The sequence below is a fragment of the Gryllotalpicola koreensis genome (genome assembly GCF_039538185.1).
GTDB classification, from domain to species: domain Bacteria; phylum Actinomycetota; class Actinomycetes; order Actinomycetales; family Microbacteriaceae; genus Gryllotalpicola; species Gryllotalpicola koreensis.
In genome coordinates this window covers 377,695-401,943 of the sequence record NZ_BAABBW010000004.1, presented here as the reverse complement: position 1 = coordinate 401,943, position 24,249 = coordinate 377,695, and the positions used below count along the sequence as shown (strand labels likewise).

The 24,249-nt window shown below is 70.7% G+C and carries 19 protein-coding genes and 1 pseudogene; 14 read left to right on the top strand and 6 right to left on the bottom strand.

The window, feature by feature from the left end; translation table 11 throughout:
* The first annotated feature begins 28 nt into the window (after positions 1-28).
* The 5 genes from ABD708_RS13755 (at position 29) to ABD708_RS13735 (ending at position 4,731) form a co-directional block, all read left to right on the top strand.
* A complete protein-coding gene (locus ABD708_RS13755; RefSeq protein WP_425553297.1) occupies positions 29-892 on the top strand; it encodes a ketose-bisphosphate aldolase in 864 nt (287 codons plus the stop codon).
* A complete protein-coding gene (locus ABD708_RS13750) occupies positions 864-2,120 on the top strand; it encodes an ADP-dependent glucokinase/phosphofructokinase (RefSeq protein WP_344755378.1) in 1,257 nt (418 codons plus the stop codon). Before ABD708_RS13755 ends, ABD708_RS13750 begins: the two co-directional genes overlap by 29 nt.
* Positions 2,117-3,151 carry a class I mannose-6-phosphate isomerase gene (locus ABD708_RS13745; RefSeq protein ID WP_344755376.1) on the top strand — a complete coding sequence of 345 codons (1,035 nt, stop codon included), beginning with the start codon at positions 2,117-2,119 and terminating at the stop codon, positions 3,149-3,151. The genes ABD708_RS13750 and ABD708_RS13745 overlap by 4 nt, the downstream gene beginning before the upstream one ends.
* 34 nt (positions 3,152-3,185) lie before the next feature.
* Positions 3,186-4,067, top strand: a complete 882-nt coding sequence (locus ABD708_RS13740; RefSeq protein WP_344755374.1) for a TIGR01777 family oxidoreductase — start codon at positions 3,186-3,188, stop codon at positions 4,065-4,067.
* Positions 4,068-4,143: 76 nt separating this feature from the next.
* Positions 4,144-4,731 (top strand): DUF2127 domain-containing protein, encoded by a 588-nt coding sequence (locus tag ABD708_RS13735; protein ID WP_344755372.1) that lies wholly within the window; start codon positions 4,144-4,146, stop codon positions 4,729-4,731.
* Between the two features lie 13 nt (positions 4,732-4,744).
* Here the strand turns inward: ABD708_RS13735 and ABD708_RS13730 are convergent, their stop codons facing one another.
* Entirely contained in the window at positions 4,745-8,047 is a 3,303-nt protein-coding gene (locus ABD708_RS13730; protein ID WP_344755370.1) for a S8 family peptidase, read from the bottom strand.
* A 214-nt stretch (positions 8,048-8,261) separates the two neighbouring features.
* On the bottom strand, positions 8,262-8,603 hold the full coding sequence (locus ABD708_RS13725) for a carboxymuconolactone decarboxylase family protein (RefSeq protein WP_344755368.1): 342 nt from the start codon (positions 8,601-8,603) through the stop codon (positions 8,262-8,264).
* Between the two features lie 142 nt (positions 8,604-8,745).
* Here ABD708_RS13725 and ABD708_RS13720 point away from each other — a divergent pair, with 142 nt between their 5' ends.
* The gene (locus ABD708_RS13720) at positions 8,746-10,281 is read left to right on the top strand and encodes a CoA-acylating methylmalonate-semialdehyde dehydrogenase (protein WP_344755366.1); all 1,536 of its coding nucleotides are present in this window, start codon (positions 8,746-8,748) and stop codon (positions 10,279-10,281) included.
* On the opposite strand, the gene ABD708_RS13715 is transcribed toward ABD708_RS13720, so the two are convergent.
* A complete protein-coding gene (locus ABD708_RS13715) occupies positions 10,256-10,948 on the bottom strand; it encodes a hypothetical protein (RefSeq protein WP_344755364.1) in 693 nt (230 codons plus the stop codon). The two genes, ABD708_RS13720 and ABD708_RS13715, sit on opposite strands and share 26 nt — an antisense overlap.
* A gap of 328 nt (positions 10,949-11,276) precedes the next feature.
* Between ABD708_RS13715 and ABD708_RS13710 the strand changes: the two genes are divergently transcribed.
* The 6 genes and pseudogenes from ABD708_RS13710 (at position 11,277) to ptsP (ending at position 18,641) form a co-directional block, all read left to right on the top strand.
* Positions 11,277-12,983, top strand: coding sequence for a glycerol-3-phosphate dehydrogenase/oxidase (locus tag ABD708_RS13710; protein WP_344755362.1), 1,707 nt, complete (start codon positions 11,277-11,279; stop codon positions 12,981-12,983).
* The gene (glpK, locus tag ABD708_RS13705) at positions 12,980-14,482 is read left to right on the top strand and encodes a glycerol kinase GlpK (RefSeq protein WP_344755360.1); all 1,503 of its coding nucleotides are present in this window, start codon (positions 12,980-12,982) and stop codon (positions 14,480-14,482) included. The genes ABD708_RS13710 and glpK overlap by 4 nt, the downstream gene beginning before the upstream one ends.
* Before the next feature lie 20 nt (positions 14,483-14,502).
* Complete coding sequence (gene dhaK / locus ABD708_RS13700) at positions 14,503-15,501, top strand: dihydroxyacetone kinase subunit DhaK (RefSeq protein ID WP_344755358.1); 999 nt, start codon at positions 14,503-14,505, stop codon at positions 15,499-15,501.
* Positions 15,501-16,181: a dihydroxyacetone kinase subunit DhaL gene (gene dhaL / locus ABD708_RS13695; protein WP_344755356.1), complete on the top strand. Its 681-nt coding sequence runs from the start codon at positions 15,501-15,503 to the stop codon at positions 16,179-16,181. Before dhaK ends, dhaL begins: the two co-directional genes overlap by 1 nt.
* A gap of 6 nt (positions 16,182-16,187) precedes the next feature.
* Positions 16,188-16,865, top strand: a pseudogene (dhaM, locus tag ABD708_RS19495) (dihydroxyacetone kinase phosphoryl donor subunit DhaM); the annotation flags it as partial.
* 90 nt (positions 16,866-16,955) lie between these two features.
* Entirely contained in the window at positions 16,956-18,641 is a 1,686-nt protein-coding gene (gene ptsP / locus ABD708_RS13690; protein WP_425553302.1) for a phosphoenolpyruvate--protein phosphotransferase, read from the top strand.
* On the opposite strand, the gene ABD708_RS13685 is transcribed toward ptsP, so the two are convergent.
* Positions 18,631-19,524, bottom strand: coding sequence for an aminoglycoside phosphotransferase family protein (locus ABD708_RS13685; protein ID WP_344755352.1), 894 nt, complete (start codon positions 19,522-19,524; stop codon positions 18,631-18,633). The genes ptsP and ABD708_RS13685 overlap by 11 nt on opposite strands.
* Positions 19,525-19,593: 69 nt before the next feature.
* Here ABD708_RS13685 and ABD708_RS13680 point away from each other — a divergent pair, with 69 nt between their 5' ends.
* Positions 19,594-20,901, top strand: coding sequence for a S1C family serine protease (locus ABD708_RS13680; RefSeq protein WP_344755350.1), 1,308 nt, complete (start codon positions 19,594-19,596; stop codon positions 20,899-20,901).
* A 15-nt stretch (positions 20,902-20,916) separates the two neighbouring features.
* Here the strand turns inward: ABD708_RS13680 and ABD708_RS13675 are convergent, their stop codons facing one another.
* Entirely contained in the window at positions 20,917-21,492 is a 576-nt protein-coding gene (locus ABD708_RS13675) for a TetR/AcrR family transcriptional regulator (protein WP_344755348.1), read from the bottom strand.
* 94 nt (positions 21,493-21,586) lie between these two features.
* Here ABD708_RS13675 and ABD708_RS13670 point away from each other — a divergent pair, with 94 nt between their 5' ends.
* Positions 21,587-22,645, top strand: coding sequence for an NAD(P)-dependent alcohol dehydrogenase (locus ABD708_RS13670; protein ID WP_344755346.1), 1,059 nt, complete (start codon positions 21,587-21,589; stop codon positions 22,643-22,645).
* A 186-nt stretch (positions 22,646-22,831) separates the two neighbouring features.
* Here the strand turns inward: ABD708_RS13670 and ABD708_RS13665 are convergent, their stop codons facing one another.
* Entirely contained in the window at positions 22,832-24,199 is a 1,368-nt protein-coding gene (locus ABD708_RS13665; RefSeq protein WP_344755344.1) for an HNH endonuclease signature motif containing protein, read from the bottom strand.
* Between the last annotated feature and the right edge of the window lie 50 nt (positions 24,200-24,249).

Below are 24,249 nucleotides of genomic sequence, written 5' to 3'. Positions count from 1 at the left end.
CCGACCACCCAACAGAAAGCAGATGAACGTGCTGTACACAGGAAAGTCCATCCTCGACGTCGCGAACGAGAACAACTTCGCGATCCCCGCCTTCAACATCAGCGACTGGGCGATGTTCAACGGGATCATGGACATCAGCGAGGAGCTGGCCGCTCCGGTGATCATCGCGATCCACCCCGATGAAGTCGCCCACATCACCACCGACCTGATCCCCGCAATGCACTCCCGTGCACACCGCTCGAGCGTGCCCGTCGCCATCCACTGGGATCACGGCGGCACCTACGAGCAGATGATCACCGCGATCAAGGCGGGCTTCACCTCGGTCATGATCGACGCGTCGCTGCTTCCGTTCGCCGACAACGTCGCGCTCACCCGCAAGGTCGTGGAGGCGGCGCACGCCGTCGGCATCCAGGTCGAGGGCGAACTCGGTACGATCGGCGCCAACGACAGCTACGGAGAATCGGGGGCGGCCGAGATCATCTACACCAACAAAGAGGACGCCGTGCGCTTCATCGAGGAGACGGGTGTGGACAGTCTTGCGATCGCCATCGGGACCTCGCACGGCCTCTACCCGGCCGACAAGAACCCCGAGCTGAGGCACGATCTGCTGCAGGAGATCAAGGCCGCCACCGGCATCCCGCTCGTGCTTCACGGCGGCTCGGCCAACCCTGATCAGGAACTGCGCCGCGCGGTCGGGCTCGGAATCAACAAGATCAACATCTCCAGCGACATCAAGGTCGCGTACCACAGCCGCATGCGCGAGGTGCTGGGCACGGACGAGCGGCTGCGGGAGCCCAACGTGATCCAGCCGGAGCCGATCAAGGCGATGAAGGTCACGGCCGCGCAGAAGATCGAGCTGTTCAATGCCGTCGGCAAAGCGGCTCTCTACTGACGCTGACGCACCCGCCGGCCCCGGAAGAGCCGTTCTGGGGTTCGGCGGGACGGTGGACCACGAGATCGAGTGGGATGCCGCGCTGGTCGCCCGGCTCGCTGAGGAGTACCGCATCCGCCTGACGGACTGCGACCCGGACGCGCCTATCGTCGATGAGCGGTCGCTGCTCGCGGTGATCCTCGGGCACGCACGCCTCCGCCGCGGCGGCGAGCGATTCGTCGAGAGCCCCGCGGCGCTCGAGCAGTTCGCGGCGCGGCACCGGAAGTCGGTCACGATCGGGGGGACGTGCGTGCGGGCTGGCCTCGTCATGCGCGCGCTCGGGGTGCGCTCGACCGCGCTTCTGGTCGCCGTCGACGACACCTTCCTCGAGCGATTCCCGCCCGACTGCGACTATCTCGTCAGCGACGATGCGGCCGTGCTCATTCCTCATCTGATCGTGCAGCTGCCCGAGGCGGGCAGCATTCCCGTGGCAGACGGCGAGATCGTCATCGACCGTCCCAATCGCCTCATCTTCGTGAACGACCCGGCTCAGAGCTCGATGGAGCTCAGCCCGGACCTCGGCGACACGCTCGCCGGCGCCGAGGTGTTCCTGATCTCGGGGTTCAACGCGATGACGGATGCCGCGCTGGCCCGTCGGCGCATCCACGGTCTGCGGGCGGCCATGCGTGCGCTGCCCGCCGAGGCGCTCGTGATCTACGAGGACGCGGGCTACCACTCCGCCGAGGTGAGCGCCGTCGCCAGGCGCGGCATCGTCACCCTCGCCGACGTGTTCAGCATGAACGAAGACGAGCTGCAGGAGCACCTCGGGCACGAGATCGACCTGCTCGACCCCACGGCGATCTGCGACGCGCTGGGCGCCATGCATCGCATGTTTCCCGGGCCGACGCTGGTCGTGCACACGAGGCACTGGGCGCTGGCCTCCGGCGCGCGGGCGCCCCTGCTCGAAGGGGCGCTGGCGGGCGGCATCCGCGCGGCGACAGCGCGCTACATGCACGGCGACGCCGCGACAGCGGCGGACATCGCGGCGGTCGACGGTCTGAGCGTGCCGCCTGAACACCGCATCGTCGCTGACGCTCTCACCGCCACAGATCCGAACGTCCTGCGCTGCATCCCGGCCTACGCGGTTCCCACGTCGAAACCGACGACCATCGGGTTGGGGGACAGCTTCGTCGGCGGGCTCGCGGCCGGGCTCGTGTCCGCTCGCCGCGCAGAAGGGGCCCTCAGTTGACGCACTCGCCCACACCGATCCGCCTGCCGATGAACCGCCCGGTTCCGCGCCCATATCGCGGCGGCGCGGGGATCGAGCGATTCCGGCGGCAGCCCCCAAGCGGAGAGGAATGGGCGCCTGAGGACTTCCTGGCGTCGACCGTCACCACCTTCGGCAGTGCGGAAGAGGGGCTCACGAGAATCGACGGGACGTTCCTGCGCGAGCTCATCCAGAACGACCCGATCGGGTTCCTCGGCGCGGAGCACGTGGCGTGGTTCGGCCCGGACCCGAAGCTGCTGTGCAAGCTCCTGCACACGGGCGAGCGTCTGTTCGTCCACGCGCACCCCGATGCGGAGTTCGCGCGCCGCGAGCTCGGCGCTCCGACCGGGAAGACGGAGGCGTGGATCATCCTGGACGTGGATGAAACCGAGGCAGGAGCGGCCTGGCTCGGCTTCGCGGAGGACGTCAGTGCTGAGCGGCTCGCGGGCTGGTTCGAGACGCAGGATTCTGCAGCGATGCTCGCCGCGATGAACCGGGTCGAGCTGCGGCGAGGCGACACCTTGTTCGTGCCCGCAGGAGTGCCGCATGCGATCGGCGCGGGGGTGCTGCTGCTCGAGCTTCAAGAGCCGGCCGATCTGTCGGTGATCGTGGAGTACGCGCCATTCCCGCGCCTCTCGCGCGAAGACGGATTGCTCGGCTTGGATGCCGCGACGGCACTCAGCAGCATCGACCGCACGGCGTTCTCGGGTGAGCGCATGGGCGCGGCGATCGGCGCCCTTCCTGCGGCGCGCAGCGGCGCGCTCTTCGGAGCCGACGCCGAGCCCTTCTTCCGGGCCGAGGCGTTCGCCGTCGAGCCCGGTACCCCCACCGAACTGCGACCGCAGTTCGCAGTGCTGGTCGTGACGGACGGTGAGGGCTCGCTCGAATGGGCGGGCGGCAGCCTCGGCGCGGCAGCCGGCGACACCGTTCTGGTTCCGCACGGAGCAGGCGGTCTCCGCCTCGCGGGCGAGCTGGCCGGCATCCGCTGCATGCCCCCGGCCCCCGCCGCATGAGTAGGGCGGCGGCGCCGCATGCGAGCATGAGGCCATGCGCATCGTCATCGCCGGCGCCTCCGGCCTCATCGGCACCGAGCTCACGCGGCAGCTGACCGCCCGCGGCGACGAGGTCGTGCGGCTCGTGCGCGGGCAGACCGCCGGGCCGGGCGAAGCGAGCTGGGATCCGGCATCCGATCGCCTCGACCCTGCTGTGTTGGCGAACACGGATGCCGTCGTGAATCTCGCCGGCGCGCCGATCAGCAGCCTGCCGTGGACGCGCGCCCGCAAGGCCGCGATCCTGCGCTCGCGCGTCGACGCCACCACGACGATCGTGCACGCCCTCGCCGAAGCGCCCGTCGGGGTGCTCGTGAACGGCTCGGCCGTCGGGTTCTACGGCTCGCGGCCGGGCGAGCGGCTCACCGAGTCGGCGAGTGCGGGCGACGGATTCCTCGCCGAGGTCGTCCAGAGCTGGGAGGCGGCTGCGCTCGCCGCACCACCCGCGACCCGCGTCGTGCTCGCCCGCACCGGAGTCGTCGTCGGGAACGGGGGAGCGATCGCGCCGCTGCGGCTGCTCGCGAAGTTCGGCGCGGCGGGCCCGCTCGGCAGCGGGCGGCAGCACTGGCCGTGGATCAGCCTGCGCGACGAGGCGGCCGCGCTCGTCCACCTCATCGATCACGAGCTCAGCGGACCGGTGAATCTGTCGGGGCCGAGCCCGGCTGCGGCATCCGATCTCATCCGCGCCGTGGCGCGCAGCCTGAACCGGCCCTACTGGCTGCCCGCGCCCGCGCCGCTGCTCACGCTCGCGCTCGGCGAGGCGGCGCGCGAGCTGCTGCTCGCCGACCAGCTGCAGGTGCCGCAGGCGCTGCTGGAGAGCGGATTCCGGTTCCGAGATGCGACCGTGGCCGACGCCGTCGCGCAGCTCGGGCTGCGCTGAGGGCGCTCTGCGCATGTGAGCATTCTCAGTCCCACCCGCCGCACAATGAGGTGACGGACGGATCGAGGGATGCCTGATGAGAGAGCGCGTGCTCGACCTGATCTTCCTGATCGGGGTCGTGATCAAGGGCATCGACGGCCTCATCGAGCTGATCGGCGGCGCGATCCTTCTGTTCGTCTCGCCCGCGCAGATCCTCGGCATGACCCACGCCGTTTTCTCGGGCGAGCTCGCCGAGGACCCCGACGACCTGCTCGCCAACGCGGTGCTGCACGGCCTCGCGCATCTCGACGCCGGTGCGAGCGCGTTCCTCGCCGCCTATCTGCTCATCCACGGACTCGTGAAACTGGCCGTCGTCGTTGCGCTGTTCCTCGGCTCGCGGCGCGTCTACCCGTGGGCGCTCGTCGTGCTGCTCGGGTTCCTCGTCTTCCAGGTCTACCAGCTGGTCACCGCGCCGACGGTGGGCATCGTGATCCTCACGGCGCTCGACCTGCTGATCATCTGGCTGACCTGGCGCGAGTGGCGCAATGGGCGCACCCTGCACGAGACCGCACGCGGAACCTTCGACTGGCTGCTGCGCAGAAACGGGCTTCCGGGCGGCCCTCGAAGCGGGGCCGAACACGAAGACGGGTCCCGAACCTCTCGGCCCGGGACCCGCCCCATCTAGTCAGCGCTGCGCGCTACCACCTCTCGTGGCCGCCGCCGAAGCGGGGGTGCCACTTGCTGTGCGGGGGCAGCGAGCCCTTGCCGTGCTTCTTCCCGGGCGGCGTCGGCCGGTGCGTGCCGGTGACGCCCACCGTCTCCGCACGCTGGCCGGCGGCACCCTGCAGGTGCAGCACCAGCGCCTTGGTGTCGCGCGTCGCATCCGAGCCGAGCTGGATTGGGATCGACGTGCCCGCCTTGTCGGCGTACAGCGCCGAGCCCACCGAGATCGCCGGGTCGAGCACGTCGTACGTGACAGCGGCCGAGCGGTCGATCGTGGTCGCCGCGTAGCTGCCAGAGGTGCCCACCGCGTAGGTGATCGGGAACGACTTCGCGCCGTCCGTCACGCCGATCGCCGCGGGCCACACCGGGATGAGCAGGGTGTCGGTGTCGTACACGTTCGTGTCGACGTCGCCCCAGTTCAGGTTGATCGGCTCGACGTCGAGCAGCTCGCCCGTGTTGTAGTCGAACAGCTCGGCCACGGGCAGATCGCTCGACGTGTAGTAGGTCGCGGCCACCTCGAAGTCGGGGTTGCCGTCACCGGTCGTGTCGATGTCGACGTAGGGGACGACGTCGTGGCCGATGGTCGCGCCCTGGCCCCACATGTTCACGCCGAAGTACAGCCACCCGTCGGCGTAGGAGCCCGACGACGACGGCACCGACCCGGCGCCCACATAGCGCAGGTCGCCGGCCGCGTCGGAGGGCACCGAGAGGCATCCGCTCGTCTGCGTGTCCGTGCAGGCCTTCTCCTTCGGGCTCGACGCGCCGAGCGTGAGAACGGATGTCAGCGACTGGAACTTCTCGGTGCCCGTGCCCTGATCGAAGCCCTTGCCCGAGATTGCGAGCGACGAGCCGCTCTTCGAGGTGACGAGCTTCGTCGACGTCGCCGAGGTGGGCTTCGCCGCCGCGTAGACCGGCACGCGCAGCGCCGTCTTGCCCGGCTCGGCCACGAGCACGCGACCGGACGCGTCGGAGAGGAACGACCGCGGCACGCCGACGCCCGAGAGCGGGTCCTGCGTGGGGTCGATCGTCTTCTTCAGCGCGCTCGGCGTGACGGTGAGCGTGACGGTGGCGGTCGCCGTGCGCCCGGGCGCGACGGTCAGGCGCGACGGCGAGACGGTGTACCTGACACCGGGCTCGGCCGTGATCGCCTGGTAGGACAGCGACACGGTCTTCACCTTCTTGCCCGTGTTCTGCACCGTCAGCGTGCGCTTCTGCGTCACCGACTTGCTCGTGATGGGGGCCGCGACGACGCCGAACGATGCGGAGACCGCACCGGCGGTGTCCTTGTCGTAGACGAGCAGGTCGTTGTCGACCGCGGCCTGGGCGTCCACCCGGCCGGCGCCCACGCGGGCGGGGCCGTAGATCGGGCCGCTCTGGTCGTCGCCCGAGTACACGTCGTGGCCCGCCGTGTTCATCAGGTCGGCCTTGAGCTGCTCGGTCGTCCACGTCGGGTGCGCGACCTTGACGAGCGCCGCGATGCCCGCGACGTTCGGCGTGGCCATCGAGGTGCCCGAGTCGACGAGCACGCCGCTGCCCGAGCCCATGCCCGCCGAGGCGATGGTGTCGCCGGGGGCGGCGATGTCGGGCTTCACGACGCCGATGGATCCGTGCGTGCCACGCGAGCTGAACGAGCTGAGCGTGTCGCTGATGCCCGGGCTGACGGACTTGACGGATGCCGCGAGCGACGGGTCGAACGTCACGTTGAGCGTGCCCGCGTCGACGGCCGGCTGCAGCCGGTCGGTCTGCGTCTTCGGCAGCTGGATGATCGGGATCGTCGGGTCACCCGTGATGCCCGCCGCGAACACGTCGAGCTGCGAGGTGAAGATCGCGCCGACGGCCCCCGCGGCTGCGGCGTTCGCACCGCGCGCGGCCGAGCCGCAGGCGCGGGTCGCGTCGTTGTCGTCCCAGTACTGCCAGACGATCTTGCCCGCGATCGTCGCGGCATCCGCCGCGCTGTAGGCGGCGCAGCCGTCCGGGTTGTCGGCCGGGCTCGCGACCACCTGCGCGGTCACCGGCGTCGAGCCGAGCCACGGGTACGCGATGGAGAACTGGCCGTCGGCCGTGCCTGCGAGGTCGGCGGGCGCGTTCACCGTGATGCCGTCGCGCAGCTGGTACGAGTCGACGGTCGAGGCCACGGCGAGGGAGCGCACCGCGTTGCCGGGCGATCCGCCGGCATCCGTGATGTCGCCCGCGTTGCCCATCGCGATGACGGGCAGCACGCCGTGCGCGGCGAGCGTGTCGATGACCGCGTTCTCGGGGTCATCGGCGGGGGCGTAGTCCGAGCCGAGCGACATGTTCACGATGTCGAGGTGGTCCGAGAAGTTGCCGTCGCCGTTCGGGTCGAGCGCCCAGTCGAGTGCCGGGATGACCTCGTTCGTCGAGCCCGTGCAGCCGAACACCTTCAGCGAGTAGATCTTCGCGAGCGGCGCCATGCCGGGGCCGACCTTCATCGCGAACAGGTCGTCGCTCGTGAGCGAGGCGTAGTCGCCGGTGAAGGTGGAGCCGTCGGCGTTCACGCCGTAGCCGCCGACGATTCCCGCGACGTGCGTTCCGTGGCTGTTGCAGTCCAGCGGGTTGGTGTCGGGGTGGGGAATCGGCTGGTAGGTCGCATTCTTCGGGTCGGCGTCGTAGTCGTCGCCCACGAAGTCGTAGCCGCCGACGACCTTCGCGTTCGGGGTCCATGGCCCGGCATCCGCCGCGAGTGCCGCGTCGTACGCCGCGGGGGTGCCCGCTCCGCCGAAGTCGGCGTGCGTGTAGTCGGTGCCGGTGTCGATGATGCCGACCTTGACGTCTTTGCCGAGGTTGCCGGCCTGCCACTCGCCCACCGCCTTGGTCAGCTGCGCCGTGTTGGCGTTCTCGAGGGTCTTCGGGGTCAGCGGGGTGATCTTGACGACGTCGCTGCGCGCGGCGAGCGCGTCGAGGCCGGCGGGGTCCGTGGTGACCGCGAAACCGGGGACCGCGTTGCTGACGGTGTACAGCTGGGTCGCCTTCGCGTCCTTGGCCTTCACGGCGGCGAAGGCGGCGTTCGCCGACTTCGCGACGTCGCTGCGCCGCGTCTTCGCGGCGCTTGCGCTGCTGGAGTCGACGGCGCCGGTGCCCGAGAGCTGCACGAACACCGTGCTGCTCGCCGTGCCGGGCGCTTGCTGCAGCTCGGGCGCGAGCTTGAGCTTCGCGGAGGCGCTGCCTGGCGTGATCGTGGGTGCGGCTCCTGCGTCGCCGCTGGCGGCGAAGCCGGGTGCTGACAGGCCGAGGGACGCGGCGACGGCGGTGGCGGCCACCGCGGTCGTGAGTGTCCTCCATCGGCGTGCGGACCGAGGGTTCATACACTGCTCCTGATTCGAGTGCGACGGGCCTGCGCCCCACCCCTTTTAGGGGCGAGGCGCAGAATGATTGAGACGCTAGTGGATTCCCGGTCGCCGTTGTGTAACGACCGTGTGTCGTCTATGTCGATGTCCCGCCGCCGCCGTCGCACTGCTCAGGAGCAGAGCATGGTCAGTGCTGGTGCGCGCCCTCGGTCAGCTTGAACGCGAGGCGGCCGTGCGCGTAGGACGCCCCGGCGCGCAGCGCGGCCGCGACCCACGCGGCCTCGGCGAGCTCGGCTTCGCTCGCGCCCGCCTTCACCGCGTTGTTCGAGTGTGCGTCGATGCAGTAGGTGCACTGGGTCGTGAGCGCGACGCCGAGCGCGATCAGCTCCCGGTACTTGAGCGGGATCTCCCGCCCTTCCGTGGCGAACACCGCGTTGTCGAAGTCGGCGAACGCCTTCAGGATGTCGGGGGTCTGCTCCTTGTAGACCTTGGTGTACTTGCGGTCTTCGCTGTCGAGGTAGCCGGTCACGGTTTCTCCCTTTCGATGTCGATGAGCTGAGACGGATGCCTTCCGATCATCACCCAGGAAACGCATCCGTCATCGTGCGGACGTAACCTTCCGTCAGCGACGCGAGGAGGCGTCGTCGTCACACACGTCCGAGGAGCACCCCATGACCGAGATCACCGAAGCACCCGTCGTCGCCGAGGCCACGGCGGAACTGCCGGTCGTGCCGCATTGGATCGGCGGTGCGGAGTCGCCGTCGTCGAGCGGGCGCACGGCGCCGGTGTATGACCCGGCGTTGGGGGTGGTGACGAAGCGGGTGGCGCTGGCGGATCAGGCTGAGGTCGGCGCCGCGGTGGCGAGCGCGAAGGCTGCGTTCCCCGCCTGGGCGGAGACCTCGTTGGCGCGGCGGCAGGCGGTGGTGTTCCGGTTCCGTGAGCTGCTGGATGCCCGGAAGGAGGAGCTCGCGGCGATCATCACGAGCGAGCACGGGAAGGTGCTCTCCGACGCGCTGGGTGAGATCAGCCGCGGGCAGGAGGTGGTGGAGTTCGCTTGCGGTCTCGCGCATCATCTCAAGGGCGAGTTCAGTGAGCAGGCATCCACGGGGATCGATGTGTATTCGATCCGGCAGCCGCTGGGTGTGGTGGGGATCATCTCGCCGTTCAATTTCCCGGCGATGGTGCCGGCGTGGTTCTTCCCGATCGCGATCGCGGCGGGGAACACGGTGGTGTTGAAGCCGTCCGAGAAGGACCCGTCGGCCGCGCTCTGGCTCGCGCAGCTGTGGAAGGAGGCGGGCCTGCCTGACGGCGTGTTCAACGTGTTGAACGGCGACAAGGTCGCGGTGGACGGGCTGCTGGAGCATCCGGACGTCCGCTCGATCTCCTTCGTCGGCTCGACCCCGATCGCCCGCTACGTGTACGAGAACGGCACCAGGAATGGCAAGCGGGTGCAGGCGCTCGGCGGCGCGAAGAACCACATGCTGGTGCTGCCCGACGCGGACCTGGATCTCACGGCCGACAGCGCGGTCAACGCGGGCTTCGGCTCGGCGGGGGAGCGGTGCATGGCGATCTCGGTGGTCGTCGCGGTCGAGCCGGTGGCGGATGCGCTGGTGGAGAAGATCGCCGAGCGCATCACGACCCTGAAGATCGGCGACGGGCGGCGCGGCTGCGACATGGGCCCGCTGGTGACGCGGGAGCACCGCGACAAGGTGGCCTCGTACATCGACGTCGCCGCCGCCGACGGGGCGACGGTGGTCGTGGACGGGCGCGGCGTGAACGTCGATGGGGACGAGAACGGATTCTGGCTCGGGCCGACCCTGATCGACCGGCTGCCGACCGGCTCGCGCGTCTACACGGAGGAGATCTTCGGGCCGGTGCTGTCGGTCGTGCGGGTCCCCAGCTACGAGGCCGGGGTCGAGCTGATCAACTCGGGCGCGTTCGGGAACGGCACGGCGATCTTCACGAACGACGGGGGTGCGGCCCGCCGCTTCCAGCGCGAGGTGCAGGTCGGCATGATCGGCATCAACGTGCCGATCCCGGTGCCGGTCGCGACGTTCAGCTTCGGCGGGTGGAAGGACTCGCTGTTCGGTGACACGAAAGCCCACGGCGCCGAGGGTGTCAAGTTCTTCACCCAGCTGAAGGCCGTCACGAGCCGCTGGCTCGACCCGAGCCACGGCGGCATCAACCTCGGCTTCCCCCAGAACTAGCGGAGCCGCTGCGGGCGCAGCTCGCCCCCTTCGGCACGATCACGACGTCGATCCTGATCGCGACCGTGCCGTCGGGCAGCGGTGCGAACTCGAACTGGAGCGAGTCGCTCGGATGCTCCGCCGAACGCGCGGTCATCCCGGTGAGGTCTCCCGGCCCGTTCATGGACTCGGTGAAGGCCAGTCCGTCGACGGGATGCTCTTCGGCCCACTGCTTCACCGGGTTGATGTTCGACACGTAGGTCGACCACCACTTCGTCGCCTGCACGAGCCAGTCGCACGCGGCCGAGGTGGCCGGCTGCGTCGGCGCGCCTGGCGGGGCGGAGTCCAGCACTCGCACGCCGGAGGGCGGCGGCCCGACCTGGGTGATCCACTCCTTCGCGCGGGCCATGGCCGCGTCGTCCTTCGGCGGGCTGCCGCCGGGCGCGACGAACGGCTGGGGCACCATCGTCGGAGTGCCCGGCGGCACGACCAGAACCGGCGTGGCCGAGCCTGTGACCGGCGACAGCTTCGGCTCGGTGCCCGTCGTCGGGGTCGGCCGGACGGTGGCGCGTTCCGTCGGTTGCGCTCGCGGCTCGCTGCCCGCACAGCCGACAAGGGACGCCGAGACGGATGCCAGCAGCGCCGCTGCCGCCGCCAGGCTCACGATCCCCCGTGTTGCTCGCTGCATGCCCCTCCTGAGGCGATGCTCGCATGAAGAAGAGCCTGGGGGAAGGTGACCCGAACACCTTCCACCAGGCCCTCGCACGCCTGCATCGGGAACGCGTCGCCGCTTGCCTCCCCACATGGAGTCGACGAGCCATCCGACACGGCACCTACAGAGTACGGGACTGAATGCCCCCAGAAAAGGGGGTATTGCGACGAATGTCGCACAAACATGCATCCGTATCAATCCCGTGGGTGCCGCCCCAACGTTGTCTGCACAGATGCGCAACACCTGCCCGACGCGTCCGCAGGAATGCCGCGAACGTCGGAGAGTAGTCATAAGAGGAGATCTTGTGACCGACACCACCCGCCCCGACATCGCCGCCATTGCCGCCCGCCCGCATGCCCAGGTGCTGATCATCGGCGGGGGGATCAACGGCATCGGCACCTTCCGCGACCTCGCGCTGCAGGGTGTCGACGTCGTGCTGATCGAGCGGGACGACTGGGCGAGCGGGGCGTCGGCGGCGAGCTCGCACATGATCCACGGGGGCATCCGGTACCTCGAGAACGGCGAGTTCCGGCTCGTGAAGGAATCCGTCACCGAGCGCAACGGGCTGCTGCGCATCGCGCCGCACTACGTGAAGCCGCTGCCGACGACGATCCCGATCTTCTCGACCTTCTCAGGCATCGCCAGCGCCCCGCTGCGGTTCCTGCGGCACGGCGCGGGGAAACCGAAGGAGCGCGGTGCGGCGCTCATCAAGATCGGGCTCGCGATCTACGACAGCTTCTCCAGCGGCGGCGGCGTCGTGCCGCCGCACCGCTTCCACGGACATGTCGAGTCGCTGCGAGCGCTGCCGAAGCTGAACCCGGCCGTGAAGTACACGGCCACCTACTACGACGGCTCGCTCGTGAACCCCGAGCGGCTCGCGCTCGATGTGCTGCTCGACGGGGTCGCTGCTGGAGGCAGGGCAGCTAATTATCTGTCCGCCGTCGCCGCGCACGACGACCGCGTCACGGTGCGCAACCAGCTCACCGGCGAGGAGTTCGAGCTCACCGCCGACGTCGTCGTCAACGCCACGGGTCCCTGGACCGACCTGACCAGCGGCCTGCTCGGCACCGAGACCCGCTTCATGGGCGGCACGAAGGGCTCGCACGTGGTCCTCGACAACCCCGAGCTGTACGAGGCGTGCGCCGGCCGCGAGCTGTTCTTCGAGCACCGCGACGGCCGCATCGTGCTCGTGTACCCGCTGCACGGCAAGGTGATCGTGGGCACGACTGATCTCGAGCAGAGCATGACGGAGCCGATCGAGGTGACGGATGCCGAGATCGACTACTTCTTCGACCTCATCGGCGACGTGTTCCCGACGATCCACGTCGGGCGGGAGCAGATCGTGTTCCGCTTCGTCGGCGTGCGCCCCCTGCCGCGGCACGACGACACCCAGCCGGGCTTCGTCTCACGCGACTACCGCATCGTCGAGTCGCCGCTCGCCGGCCTGCCGAACACCCCCGTGCTCAGCCTCGTGGGGGGCAAATGGACGACCTTCCGTGCGCTTGGCGAGCATCTCGCGAACGAGGTGCTCGCGAAGCTCGGGCGCGAGCGGGTGAGCAGCACGGCCGGCATCCCGATCGGCGGCGGCCGCGATTTCCCGACGACGGATGCCTCAGCGCGCGCCTGGGCCGAGGGATACGCCGATACCGTAGGTGCTGAGCGCGCCGCTCAGCTGCTGGAGCGCTACGGCACGAAGGCCGCACTCGTGATTCAGGCGCTCGGCGAGGACGATCGGCCCCTGGCATCCGTGCCCGAATACAGCCGAGACGAGATCGCCCACCTCGCGCGCACCGAGCAGGTGGTGCACCTCATCGACGTGCTGACGCGCCGCACGAGCATCGCGTTCCGCGGGCTGCTCACCGCCGAGGTCGCGCGCGAGCTGACCGAGGCGATCGGCGACGCGCTCGGGTGGGATGACGCGCGCCGCGAAGCCGAGTTGGCGGATGCCGCTGCCAGACTGGCCGAGAAGCACGGCGTCGTGCTCGAGAACGTCGAGGTGAGGCATCCGTGAGCCAATTCGTGATCGCGATCGATCAGGGCACCACCTCGACCCGGGCGATCGTCTTCGACCACGCCGGTTCGGTCGTCTCGGTCGGGCAGCTCGAGCACCGGCAGCTGCTGCCGAAGCCGGGCTGGGTCGAGCACGACCCGATGGAGATCTGGCGCAACACCCGCGAGGTGATCGGTCAGGCCCTCGCGCGCGCCGACATCACCCGGCACGACATCGTCGCCGTCGGCATCACGAACCAGCGCGAGACCACCGTCGTGTGGGACCGCTTGACCGGGCGGCCGGTCTACAACGCGATCGTCTGGCAGGACACCCGCACCCAGCCGCTCATCGACGAGCTCGCGCGCGACAGCGGTACGGACCGATTCAAGGACGCGGTCGGGCTGCCTTTGGCGACCTATTTCTCGGGCACGAAGATCCGTTGGATCCTCGACAACGTCGAGGGCGCCAGGCAGCGGGCGGATGCCGGCGAGCTGCTCTTCGGCACGACCGACACGTGGCTGCTGTGGAACCTCACGGGCGGCGCTCATGGCGGAGTGCACGCGACTGACGTGACGAACGCCTCGCGCACGCTGTTCATGGACGTGGAGACGCTCGAGTGGCGCGACGACATCCTCGAGGCGTTCGGGGTGCCGCGGTCGATGCTGCCCGAGATCCGCTCGTCGTCCGAGGTGTACGGCATCGCGGAGTCCAACAGCCTGCTGCGCGAGGTGCCCATCGCGGGCATCCTGGGCGATCAGCAGGCGGCGACCTTCGGGCAGGCGGCGTTCGACGACGGCGAGTCGAAGAGCACGTATGGCACGGGCAACTTCCTGATCTTCAACACGGGGGAGCGCATCGTGCGCTCGGGCCACGGGCTGCTCACGACGGTCGGCTACAAGCTCGGCGACGCCGCGCCGCACTACGCGCTCGAGGGTTCGATCGCCGTCACCGGATCGCTCGTGCAGTGGCTGCGCGACAATCTGGGGATCATCGGCTCCGCCTCAGAGATCGAGCAGCTCGCGGCATCCGTCGACGACAACGGCGGCGCGTACTTCGTGCCGGCCTTCTCCGGTCTCTTCGCGCCGTATTGGCGATCGGATGCCCGCGGCGCGGTCGTCGGCCTGACGAGGTTCGTCACCAAGGCGCACCTCGCGCGCGCGGCTCTCGAGGCGACGGCGTTCCAGACCCGCGAGGTGCTCGATGCGGTGTGTGCCGATGCCGGCGCCGAGCTCTCCGAGCTCAAGGTCGACGGCGGCATGACCGCGAACGAGCTGCTGATGCAGTTCCAGGCCGACATCCTGGGTGTGCCGGTCGTGCGCCCGGTCGTCGCCGAGACGACGGCGCTCGGCGCGGCCTACGCAGCGGGTCTGGCGGTCGGCTTCTGGTCGGGGCTCGATGAGCTGCGCGCCAACTGGCAGGAGGGCCGCCGTTGGGAGCCTCACCTGGACGAGGCGTCGCGCGAGGCCCTGCTGCGGCAATGGAAGAAGGCGGTCACCCGCACCTTCGACTGGGTGGAGTAGCGCCGGATAATCTGGCGTTGATGAAGAAGCTCATCAACGACCCCGCATCCGTTCTCGCCGACTCGCTGCGCGGGCTCGCCGCCGCCCACCCCGAGCTGCGCGTCGATCTCGAGCACCGTGTCGTGTACCGCGCGACGCCGAAGGCGGCAGGGAAGGTCGGCATCGTCTCGGGCGGCGGGTCGGGTCACGAGCCGCTGCACGCGGGCTATGTGGGGCCGGGGATGCTGGACGCCGCCGTCGCCGGCGAGGTGTTCACCTCACCCACTCCGGATCAGGTCGCGGCCGCGCTCGCCGCCGTCGACACCGGCGCCGGCGTGCTGCAGATCGTCAAGAACTACACGGGCGACGTCATGAACTTCGAGATGGCGGCCGAGCTCGCGACGGCCGGACCCGGCACCGCGGTCGAGACCGTGATCGTCGCCGACGATGTGGCCGTCGAGGACTCCACCTTCACGGCCGGGCGCCGCGGCGTCGGCACCACGGTGCTGCTCGAGAAGATCGTCGGCGCCGCGGCCGAGGAAGGCCAGGATCTGGCATCCGTCACCGCCCTCGCTCGCCGCGTCGCGGAGAGCGGGCGCTCGATGGGGCTCGCCCTCACGAGTTCGACCGTGCCCGCAGCGGGCAAGCCGACCTTCGAGCTGCCGGAGGATGAGATCGAGGTGGGTGTCGGCATCCACGGGGAGCCGGGCCGGAAGCGGCAGGCGACCGCGCCGGCATCCGATCTCGCGAAGCTGCTGGTCGAACCGGTGCTCGCCGATCTCGACTTCACCCAGGCGCCCGTGATCGCGCTGCTCAACGGTCTCGGCGCGACGCCGCTGATGGAGCTGCACCTCATGTACGGCGAGGTCGCCGCGCTGCTCGACGCGGCCGGAGTGCGTGTCGAGCGCCGCATCGTCGGCAACTACATCACCGCGCTCGACATGGCCGGCTGCTCGCTGACGCTGCTGCGTGCGGACGACGAGCTGCTGCGGCTGTGGGACGCTCCGGTGGCCACGCCCGGGCTGCGGTGGGGTGCCTGATGGCTGACGTCTCCCTCGAGGTGCTCGGCGCGTGGCTGCGGGGCTTCGCGGCGGCCGTCGCGGCGAACCGCGACCAGCTGACTGCGCTCGACTCGGCGATCGGCGATGCCGACCACGGCGCGAACCTCGACCGCGGCATGGCGGCGGTCGTCACGGCGCTCGACGCGCGGCCCGCCGCTGACGCCGCCGACCTCTTCGCACGTACGGGCATGGCGCTCGTCTCGAATGTCGGCGGCGCGAGCGGGCCCCTGTTCGGCACCTTCTTCCTGCGCATCGGCGCCGCCCTCGGCGCCGCGACGACCGTGTCGGCGATGGAGCTCGGCGCTGCCCTGCATGCCGGGGTCTCCGGCGTCGAAGTGCGCGGCAAGGCCGAGCTCGGCGACAAGACGATGCTCGACGTGCTCGTCCCCGCGCTCGACGCGTGGGACGCGGCGCTCGACGTGCCCGACTCCGCGCCACAGCTACGGAACGGCGCGCCTTCTGCCGCGAGCGCGCTGTCCCGCAGCTGTAGCGCGGCCGCCGCGAGGGCCGCGGCGGCCGCCCGCGACGCGACCGCACCGCTCGTGGCGCGCAAGGGGCGCGCCAGCTATCTGGGCGAGCGCTCGGTCGGCCACATCGACCCGGGGGCGGCGTCGACGGCTCTGCTCTTCGCCGCGCTCGCGGACGCGCTGGCGGAGTAAGCCCCGATGATCGGAATCGTCATCGTCTCGCACAGCGCGCCGCTCGCCGCGGCGGCTCTCGAGCTCGCCAAGCAGATGGTGCATGGCGACGGTCCGCGTGTCGCGCTCGCCGCGGGCACGGCCGACGGCGGATTGGGCACGGATGCCACCCGTGTGGCCGCCGCCGTCGACGAGGTCGCCTCGCCCGACGGCGTGCTGGTGTTCGTCGACCTGGGGTCGGCGGTCATGAGCGCGGAGCTGGGGCTCGAGCTGCGGGAGTCCGATACGCCGGTGCACGTCACGAGCGCCCCGCTCGTCGAGGGGCTGATCGCGGCGCTGGTCGCGGCGGCCGGCGGCGCCCCGCTCGAGGCGGTCGCGGCGGAGGCACGTGCGTCGCTCGCGTCCAAGGAGTCCCACCTCGAGCAGGATCCGGTCATTGAGGAGCCCGCGGGGCGTCTCGAAACGACAGCACGCCTCCTCACCCTCCCCAACCCCGCCGGCCTGCACGCACGCCCGGCGGCCACGCTGGCGGCCGAGCTGGCGGGGTTCGACGCGACCGTCCGCCTGACGAACCGCCGCACGGGCGCCGTCGTCGCCGACGCGTCGAGCATGAGCTCTCTGCTCACGCTGGGTGCGCGTCAGGGCGATGAGATCGAGGCGAGTGCTGAGGGCACGGATGCCGCGGCTGCACTGGCCCGCCTCGAATCCCTCGTCGCCGACGGCTTCGGCGAACTCGGGTCGGCGCTCAACGGCGACGGCCCAGTGGGCTATCGCGCGCCCGACCCCGAGCGGGCTGTGCCCGCGAGGCGTCGAGCAGAGCCCGAACCCGCGCCGGCCGGCGCGATCGGCCTTCCCATCAGCCCCGGCACCGCCGTTGGCCCCGTGGTCCGCATGCCGGAACCCTCCGCAGAGCCCCCGGCCGAGACGACGCTTCCCGAATCCGAGCGCGCGGCGGCCGCGGCATCCCTCGCTCCCGCCTTCGCCGCCGTGCACGAGAGCCTGACGCGCCGCGCTGCGCGGCTCGTCGACGAGCGCTTCCGCGATGCCCGCGCGGTGCTCGCGGCGACGGCGGTGCTGGCCGAGGATCCTGCGCTCGTGGCCGAGGCGTCCGAGCTCGTGACCCGACTCGGCGCCCCGCCCGATCGCGCCGCGTGGCTGGTGCTGGGCGCGCTCGCCGAGCTGCTCGCCACGCAGGGCGGCGCCATGGCCGAGCGCGCCGCCGACGTGCGCGACCTGCGCTGCCGGGTCGTCGCGCGCCTGCGCGGCGAATCCGAGCCGGGCCTGCCCGACCGGGCCGAGCCCTTCGTGCTCGTCGTCGACGAGCTCGCCCCCGCCGACGCGGCGCTGCTCGGCACGACGCCGTGCGTCGCGCTCGTCACGGCGTCGGGCGCGCCCACCTCGCACACGGCGATCCTGGCGCGCTCGCTCGGACTGCCCGCGGTCGTCTGGCCGGACGCGCGCGAGCTGCGCGACGGCGACACGGTGCTCGTCGACGGGACCCGCGGTGACGTCATCGCAGCCCCGTCGCCGGAGCGCATCGCCCAGGCATCCGCTCATCCCGAGGTCGCGCCGTTCGACGGCACCGGCCGCACGGCCGACGGACGCCGCGTCGAGCTGCTCGCCAACGTCTCCGGCGGCGATGCCGCGGCCGCGACCCGCGCCGAGGGCGTCGGCCTCTTCCGCACCGAGTTCGTCTTCCTCGACCGGCATGAGGCGCCGAGCATCGCCGATCAGACCGCCGCCTACCGCGAGGTGTTCGCGGCGTTCCGCGGGCGCCGTGTGGTCGTGCGCACACTCGACGCGGGCTCCGACAAGCCGCTCGCCTTCCTCGCCGGCCCGCGCGAGCAGAACCCGGCGCTGGGGGTCCGCGGCTATCGCACAGCCCGCGCGCACCGCGAGGTGCTCGACACCCAGCTCGCGGCGATCGCGGCGGCGGCGCAGGCCGAGCAGACGGATGCCTGGGTCATGGCCCCCATGGTTGCGACGGCCGCGGAGGCGCGAGAGTTCGCCGCGGCCTGCCGCCCGCACGGCTTCGCGGCCGTCGGCGTCATGATCGAGACGCCGTCGGCCGCGCTGTGTGCCGCCGAACTCGTGCGCGAGGTGGATTTCGTGAGCCTCGGCACCAACGACCTCGCGCAGTACGCGATGGCGGCCGACCGGCAGCTCGCGCCGCTGGCGGAGTTGACGGATGCCTGGCAGCCCGCGGTCCTGCGGCTGATCCGCCTCGTGGGCGAGGCGGGAGCGGCCGCCGGCAAGCCGGTCGGCCTGTGCGGCGAGGCGGCAGGCGATCCGGCGCTCGCGCCGGTGCTGGTCGGGCTCGGGGTGACCTCGCTGTCGATGGCGCCGCGGGCGCTCGACGAGGTGGCGGCGGCCCTCAGGGCGGTGTCGTTCGAGCAGTGCGTCGCGGCGGGCGCTGCGGCGGCTGCGGCACCGGGCCCGCGCGAGGCGCGCGCCGCAGCGGCGCCTGTCTTCAGCCGCTGAGCACCTGCTCGATCGCCTCGCGGCCCATGCGCGCCATGAGGCCGGTGCCGTCGGAGGCGGCGAAGGCCGCGGTTCCGATCGAGACGGCCCACGCCCGGGCGCGCGCCCAGCTCGCGGCATCCGTCTGGCGGTGTTCTGTGTAGCGCGCGCGGAACTCGGCCCGCCCGGCCGGCGTGAAATGCAGCCACGCCGCCGAGAGGTCGGTCGCCGGGTCACCCGAGGTGACGTCGCCGAAGTCGACCACCGTGGCCAGCAGCCCCGACGCACCGATCACGACATTGCCCGGGTGCGGGTCGCCGTGCAGCCAGACTGCGGGCCCGTCGTACGCTGCGGCGGCGGCGCCCGTGTCCCAGATCGTGCGCAGCTGCGCGAGCTCGTCCGTGTCGAGCCGCCCCACCAGCCCGTCGAGCCGGGCGTGCACCGCGACCGACCGGGTCGCCAGTCGCACCCCGCGCACCGGGTTGTGCGGCGCGTCCGCCGGCGCCGGCACGTGCAGCGCCGCGAAGAACTCGGCGAACTGCCGCGCGTAACGATCGCGCTCCGTGGGCGCGAGCTCCGCCCCGCCGACGCCGTCTGCCCACGGGATGATGCTCCACGCGAAGGGGTACTCGGGCCCCGGCCGCCCCACGCCGACCGGCACTGGCAGGGGCAGATCGACCAGCTGCTGCAGCACCGGCAGCCACTGCTGCTCGTGCTCGACCAGGTGTGCGGCGACCTCGCGCCGCGGCATCCGTATCGCCCAGGCATCGCCGAGTCGGAACAGGGCGTTGTCCCAGCCCTGCGCGACCAGCGCGACCGGCCCGGCGAGCGCCGGGAACTGCGCGCGGACGAGGCGCTCGGCGAGGTCTTTATCGACGGTCAGGTCGGCGTGCGGAATGTCCACGGATTCTCCATAGGAAACTCTTGAGCCTGCCATGGCCCGGTGCCGGGAAGCGGGCTTCTCATGGAGGGCATGAGCGAGATCAACGGTAGCGAGCCGACGCAGGATTCCCCGAAGAAGGAGTACGTGAAGAAGGAGTACTTCACGAAGCGGCAGACGCTGCTCGTCGCGGCGAGCACGGTCGCCGCCGCCGCCCTCGGCGTCGGCTGCGTCTTCGGCGTGCAGGACGCCTTCGGCGCTCTCACAGGTCACAGCGCCGCGAGCGCGCAGCAGCAGTACTCGGGCCAGCCAGCGCTCGGGCAGCGCGGCGGCTTCGGCGGGTACGGTTACGGATCCGGTCAGAGCGGCCAGGGCAGTCAGCAGGGTCAGACCGGCCAGTCCGGCTCAAGCGGCACCAACCCCTTCGATGGCAGTGCCTACGGTCAGACATCCGGTGGCACGACGACCGCGACCGCAGCCGAGTCGAAGGGCATCGTCCTGATCGACACGCAGCTCGGCTACCAGAGCGCAGAGGCGGCGGGCACCGGGCTGGTGCTCACTTCGAGCGGCGAGATCCTCACCAACAACCATGTCATCGAGGGCGCCACCTCGATCAGCGTCGACGTCGTGTCGACGGGGAAGACCTACACCGCGACCGTCGTGGGCGATGACCCCACGGACGACATCGCCGTCCTTCAGCTGCAGGGCGCGAAGGGGCTCACGACCGCGTCGCTCGACACTTCGCACAAGGTCACCTCAGGCGAGTCGGTCACGGGCGTCGGCAACGCAGAGGGCGGGGGATCCCTCGTCGCGGCAGCCGGCGAGGTCACAGGCCTCGACCAGAGCATCACGACCGAGGCCGAGTCGTCCGCGGCATCCGAGAGCCTGCATGGCCTGATCGAGACGAACGCGGCGATCGAGCCCGGCGACTCGGGCGGCCCGCTCTTCGACTCGGCCGACAAGGTGGTCGGCATCGACACCGCGGCCTCAAGCGGCGGCACGCCGGACGGCTACGCGATCCCGATCGCGACCGCCCTCGATATTGCGAAGGAGATCGAGGCAGGTCACGAGGGCGGCAACATCCAGCTCGGTTACCCGGCATTCCTCGGTATCGAATTGGGTGAGACGGATGCCGCAGGCCAGGGCGACTTGGGACAGCAGGCGGTCTCGCAGGGCGCTGAGATCGCCGGCGTCGTCGCGAACGGCCCCGCCGAGGAGGCCGGTCTCGCGGAGGGTGATGTGATCACGGCGCTCGACAGTACGGCGATCACCTCGGCTGATGTTCTGCAGACGGCGCTGAAGTCGTACAACCCCGGCGACCAGGTGACGGTCACCTGGACGGATTCCTCCGGGGCCTCGCACACCGCGTCGGTCACGCTCACCCAGGGGCCTGCGGCCTAGCCGGCTCGCGGCGCGTCAGGGGGCGAGCAGTCGCGCGACGCTCTCGCGCAGCAGCGCCCGGCGGGTTTCGTGGACGGCGTCGGGCTCGTCGGGCGTCGCCGTGTACACCTCGCTCGCCGCAGACCACGTCGAGGCCATCGAGATGACGAGCATCAGGAGCGTGGCCGGATCGCCGCGGCGGATCCGGCCATCGGCTTGCGCCGCCGTGATCGCCGTGAGCTTCGGCTCGTAGTCGCTGCCGTCGAACCACGTTCCCCGGGGTCGGCGCTCCAGTCGCACCCAGGCGATCAGCCGTGTGAGCTCGGGGCGGCGCAGGTTCTCGTCATAGACGCGCACCGCCCACGCCGGAATGTCGTCCACGTCGAAGGGGAGCGCCTCGGTCGTGCTGGTCACCCGGTCGGCGACGACCGCGTCGAACAGGCCGTCCTTGCTGCCGAAATATCCGTACAACTGGGCCTTGTTCGTCTGCGCCGCGGCGGTGATGCGCTCGACGCGCGCACCAGCGATGCCGTGCTCGGCGAACTCCGCGGTCGCGGCGTCCAGGATCCGCCGACGGGTCGCGGCCCCCTTTTTTGTGGCGGGCTCGGGCATCCCTCGATGTTAACAGACCGAACGGTTTGCTTTCGGGTGGCGAGTGAGGCTATCTTCAAAACAGACCGAACAGTTTGTTTTTTGGAGACGACACATGCGAACCACAACCGCCTGGCAGAGCAACAAGGGCACGACCGACCTCGAGCGGGTGACGATCGAGCGCCGGGAGCTGCGCGATGACGACCTCGCCGTCCGCATCGACTATTGCGGCGTCTGCCACAGTGACCTGCACGCCATTCACGGCTTGGTCGGCAAGCCTGTCGATGGGCTGGTGCCGGGGCACGAGTTCACGGGCACCGTCACCGAGATCGGCCCGGCCGTCACCGGGTTCGCCGTGGGCGACCGCGTGGCCGTCGGCACGATCGTCGACTCGTGCGGCGAGTGCGCGATGTGCCGCGTCGGGCAGGAGAACTACTGCCTGAACGGCGTCGTCACGACCTACGGCGGCACGGATCGCGTCGACGGCACGGTGACGAAGGGCGGCTACAGCCGCGAGTACATCGTCCGTGCTGGGTTCGCCTACCCGCTGCCCGAGGCGCTCGATGCAGCTGCGGCAGCACCTCTCATGTGCGCGGGCATCACGGTGTGGGAGCCGCTGCGTGCGGCCGGCGTCGGTCCGGGCAGCAAGGTCGCCGTCGCCGGGCTCGGCGGGGTCGGCCACATGGGGGTGAAGTTCGCTGTTGCGCTCGGCGCCGAGGTGACGGTGCTGAGCCGCACTCCCGATAAGGCCGACGATGCGCTTGCTCTCGGCGCTCACGAGCTGCTGGTCACCACCGATGAGGAGCAGCTGGCCCAGGCATCCGGTCGCTTCGATCTGGTCCTCGACACGATCTCGGCGCCGCACGACCTTGCGCCCTACATCACGATGCTCGCCCTGGACGGCACGCTGAGCGTCGTCGGGGCTCCGCTGCCGACGGAGGTGCCGCTCATGCTGCTGACGCGCGGCCGTCGCAAGCTGAGCTCGTCGGGCACGGGCGGGCGCCGCGGCACAGCCGAGATGCTCGCGTTCGCGGCGGAGCACGGCATCGTGGCGGAGGTGGAGGTACTGCCGTCGTCGCAGGTCGCGACGGCGCTCGACCGCCTCGAGCGCAATGATGTGCGCTACCGCTTCGTGCTCGACCTGGCCGATCTGGACGTGCCGCTCACGAACTGACCGGCCGTTCCTGCTCTCCCGGCGATACCCGGGGCCGCTGCGGATTCTCTCCGGGCGGTCCCGGGGCGCAATCGCTGAGCAGTGTCCTCGGGCTCGTGTACCTCGGGCTCATGTACCCCGGGCTCTTGTACCCCGTCATGTGCCGAGAAACGCCTCGGCCCACGCCTCAGGGGTGGTGCCCCCGGCTCAGCTGCCGGGTGGTGCTCCGGGTGGTGCTTGTGCTCTGAGTCTCGAGGCGGCGCCGTTGCCGGCGGTCTTCCATCCGGTGTCGGTGCTGCCGTGGGTGTACCGCACTTCCGGGGTGCCGTGGGTCATTCTGAGGTGCCAGGGGCCGGTGTCGATCTCGTGGTGATGAAACCAGCAGACGAGGACGCCGTTGCAGACGTCGGTGGGTCCGCCGTCCTGGTACGGGGTGACGTGGTGGACTTCGCACCACTGGGCGGGCACGTCGCATCCCGGGATGATGCAGGTGCCGCCGTCGCGGAGGGCGATCGCGCGGCGCTGTCTTTTGGTGAACCCGCGGATCTCGAGGCCGAGGTTGTGGACGTCGCCGTCTTTGCCGAAGATCACGGTCTGGATCCCGCCCGCACACGCCGCCTGCACCGCCTTCGAGACGGGGACGGGTTCGGGGGTGCCGGCGTAGAACGCGAGCCCTTTCCCGGACTCCAGCTCGGCCACGGTGGTGCTGATCCACACGGTGGGGTGATCCCCGCCCATATCCGGCATTTCCGCCGACCTCGCGGCGGTGGCGAACACGTCCCTGAGGTGATCCGCGGCCTTCTGCCCCCGGGTACGCACATCCGCCGGCGCAGCATCCGGGTCCGGGGCGAAGCTCACCGTCTTCTTCCCCTTCGGGTTCGAGAGCCCGTCCAACACACCCCGCACCACGGCAGCATGCCCCGCCGGCAGCAGCCCGGACACCCGGGCGGCGCCGTCGAGGGTGGGCCCGATCCAGAAGAACCGCCCGTCCATGGCCGTCTTCGCCTGATCCTCCACCGCCTGGACATTCAGACCCGCGGCCTTCTCCGCCGCAGCGGTCTTCACCTCATCCGCACCGACCGAGACGGCCAGCTCGACAAGCTCCGCCTGCACGGTCTCGAGCTCACGCGCCTCGGGCGTTCCGGGTGCCGCTACAAGGTTGTCGAGCTTCCCGCCGGCGGCTTTCTTCAACTCCCCCGTGATCGCGGAAGCGGCCTCCCTGCCGATCCGCCCGTCCAGCACCGCCTGCTCCACCTGGGGCAGCGCTTTCAGGTCGGCGGCGTCTTTCACGAGCTTCGCGGCCTCCCTGCCCGAGGACTTCGTGATCCCGGCCAGCACCCCGGCCGCGGTCCTGAACCCCAATCTCCTGGCCAGCGAGTCCGGGTCATCCCGCTCCGAGCGTTCGCTCACCGCCCGCGCGGCCGCGAGCTTCAACGCCTCCACCTGCCGGGAAGCCGCCTCCACCCGGGAGACGAAATCGAGAAGCTCCCCATCCGTCAACGCCGACGGATCCACCGGCAGCACCGCACCCAGACGCGACAGCGCCTCACAAGCTGCGGAACCGACTCTCGACATACCCCCGAGCCTACCCCAACCCCATCATATTGTAAGCATGAGTTTCGTAG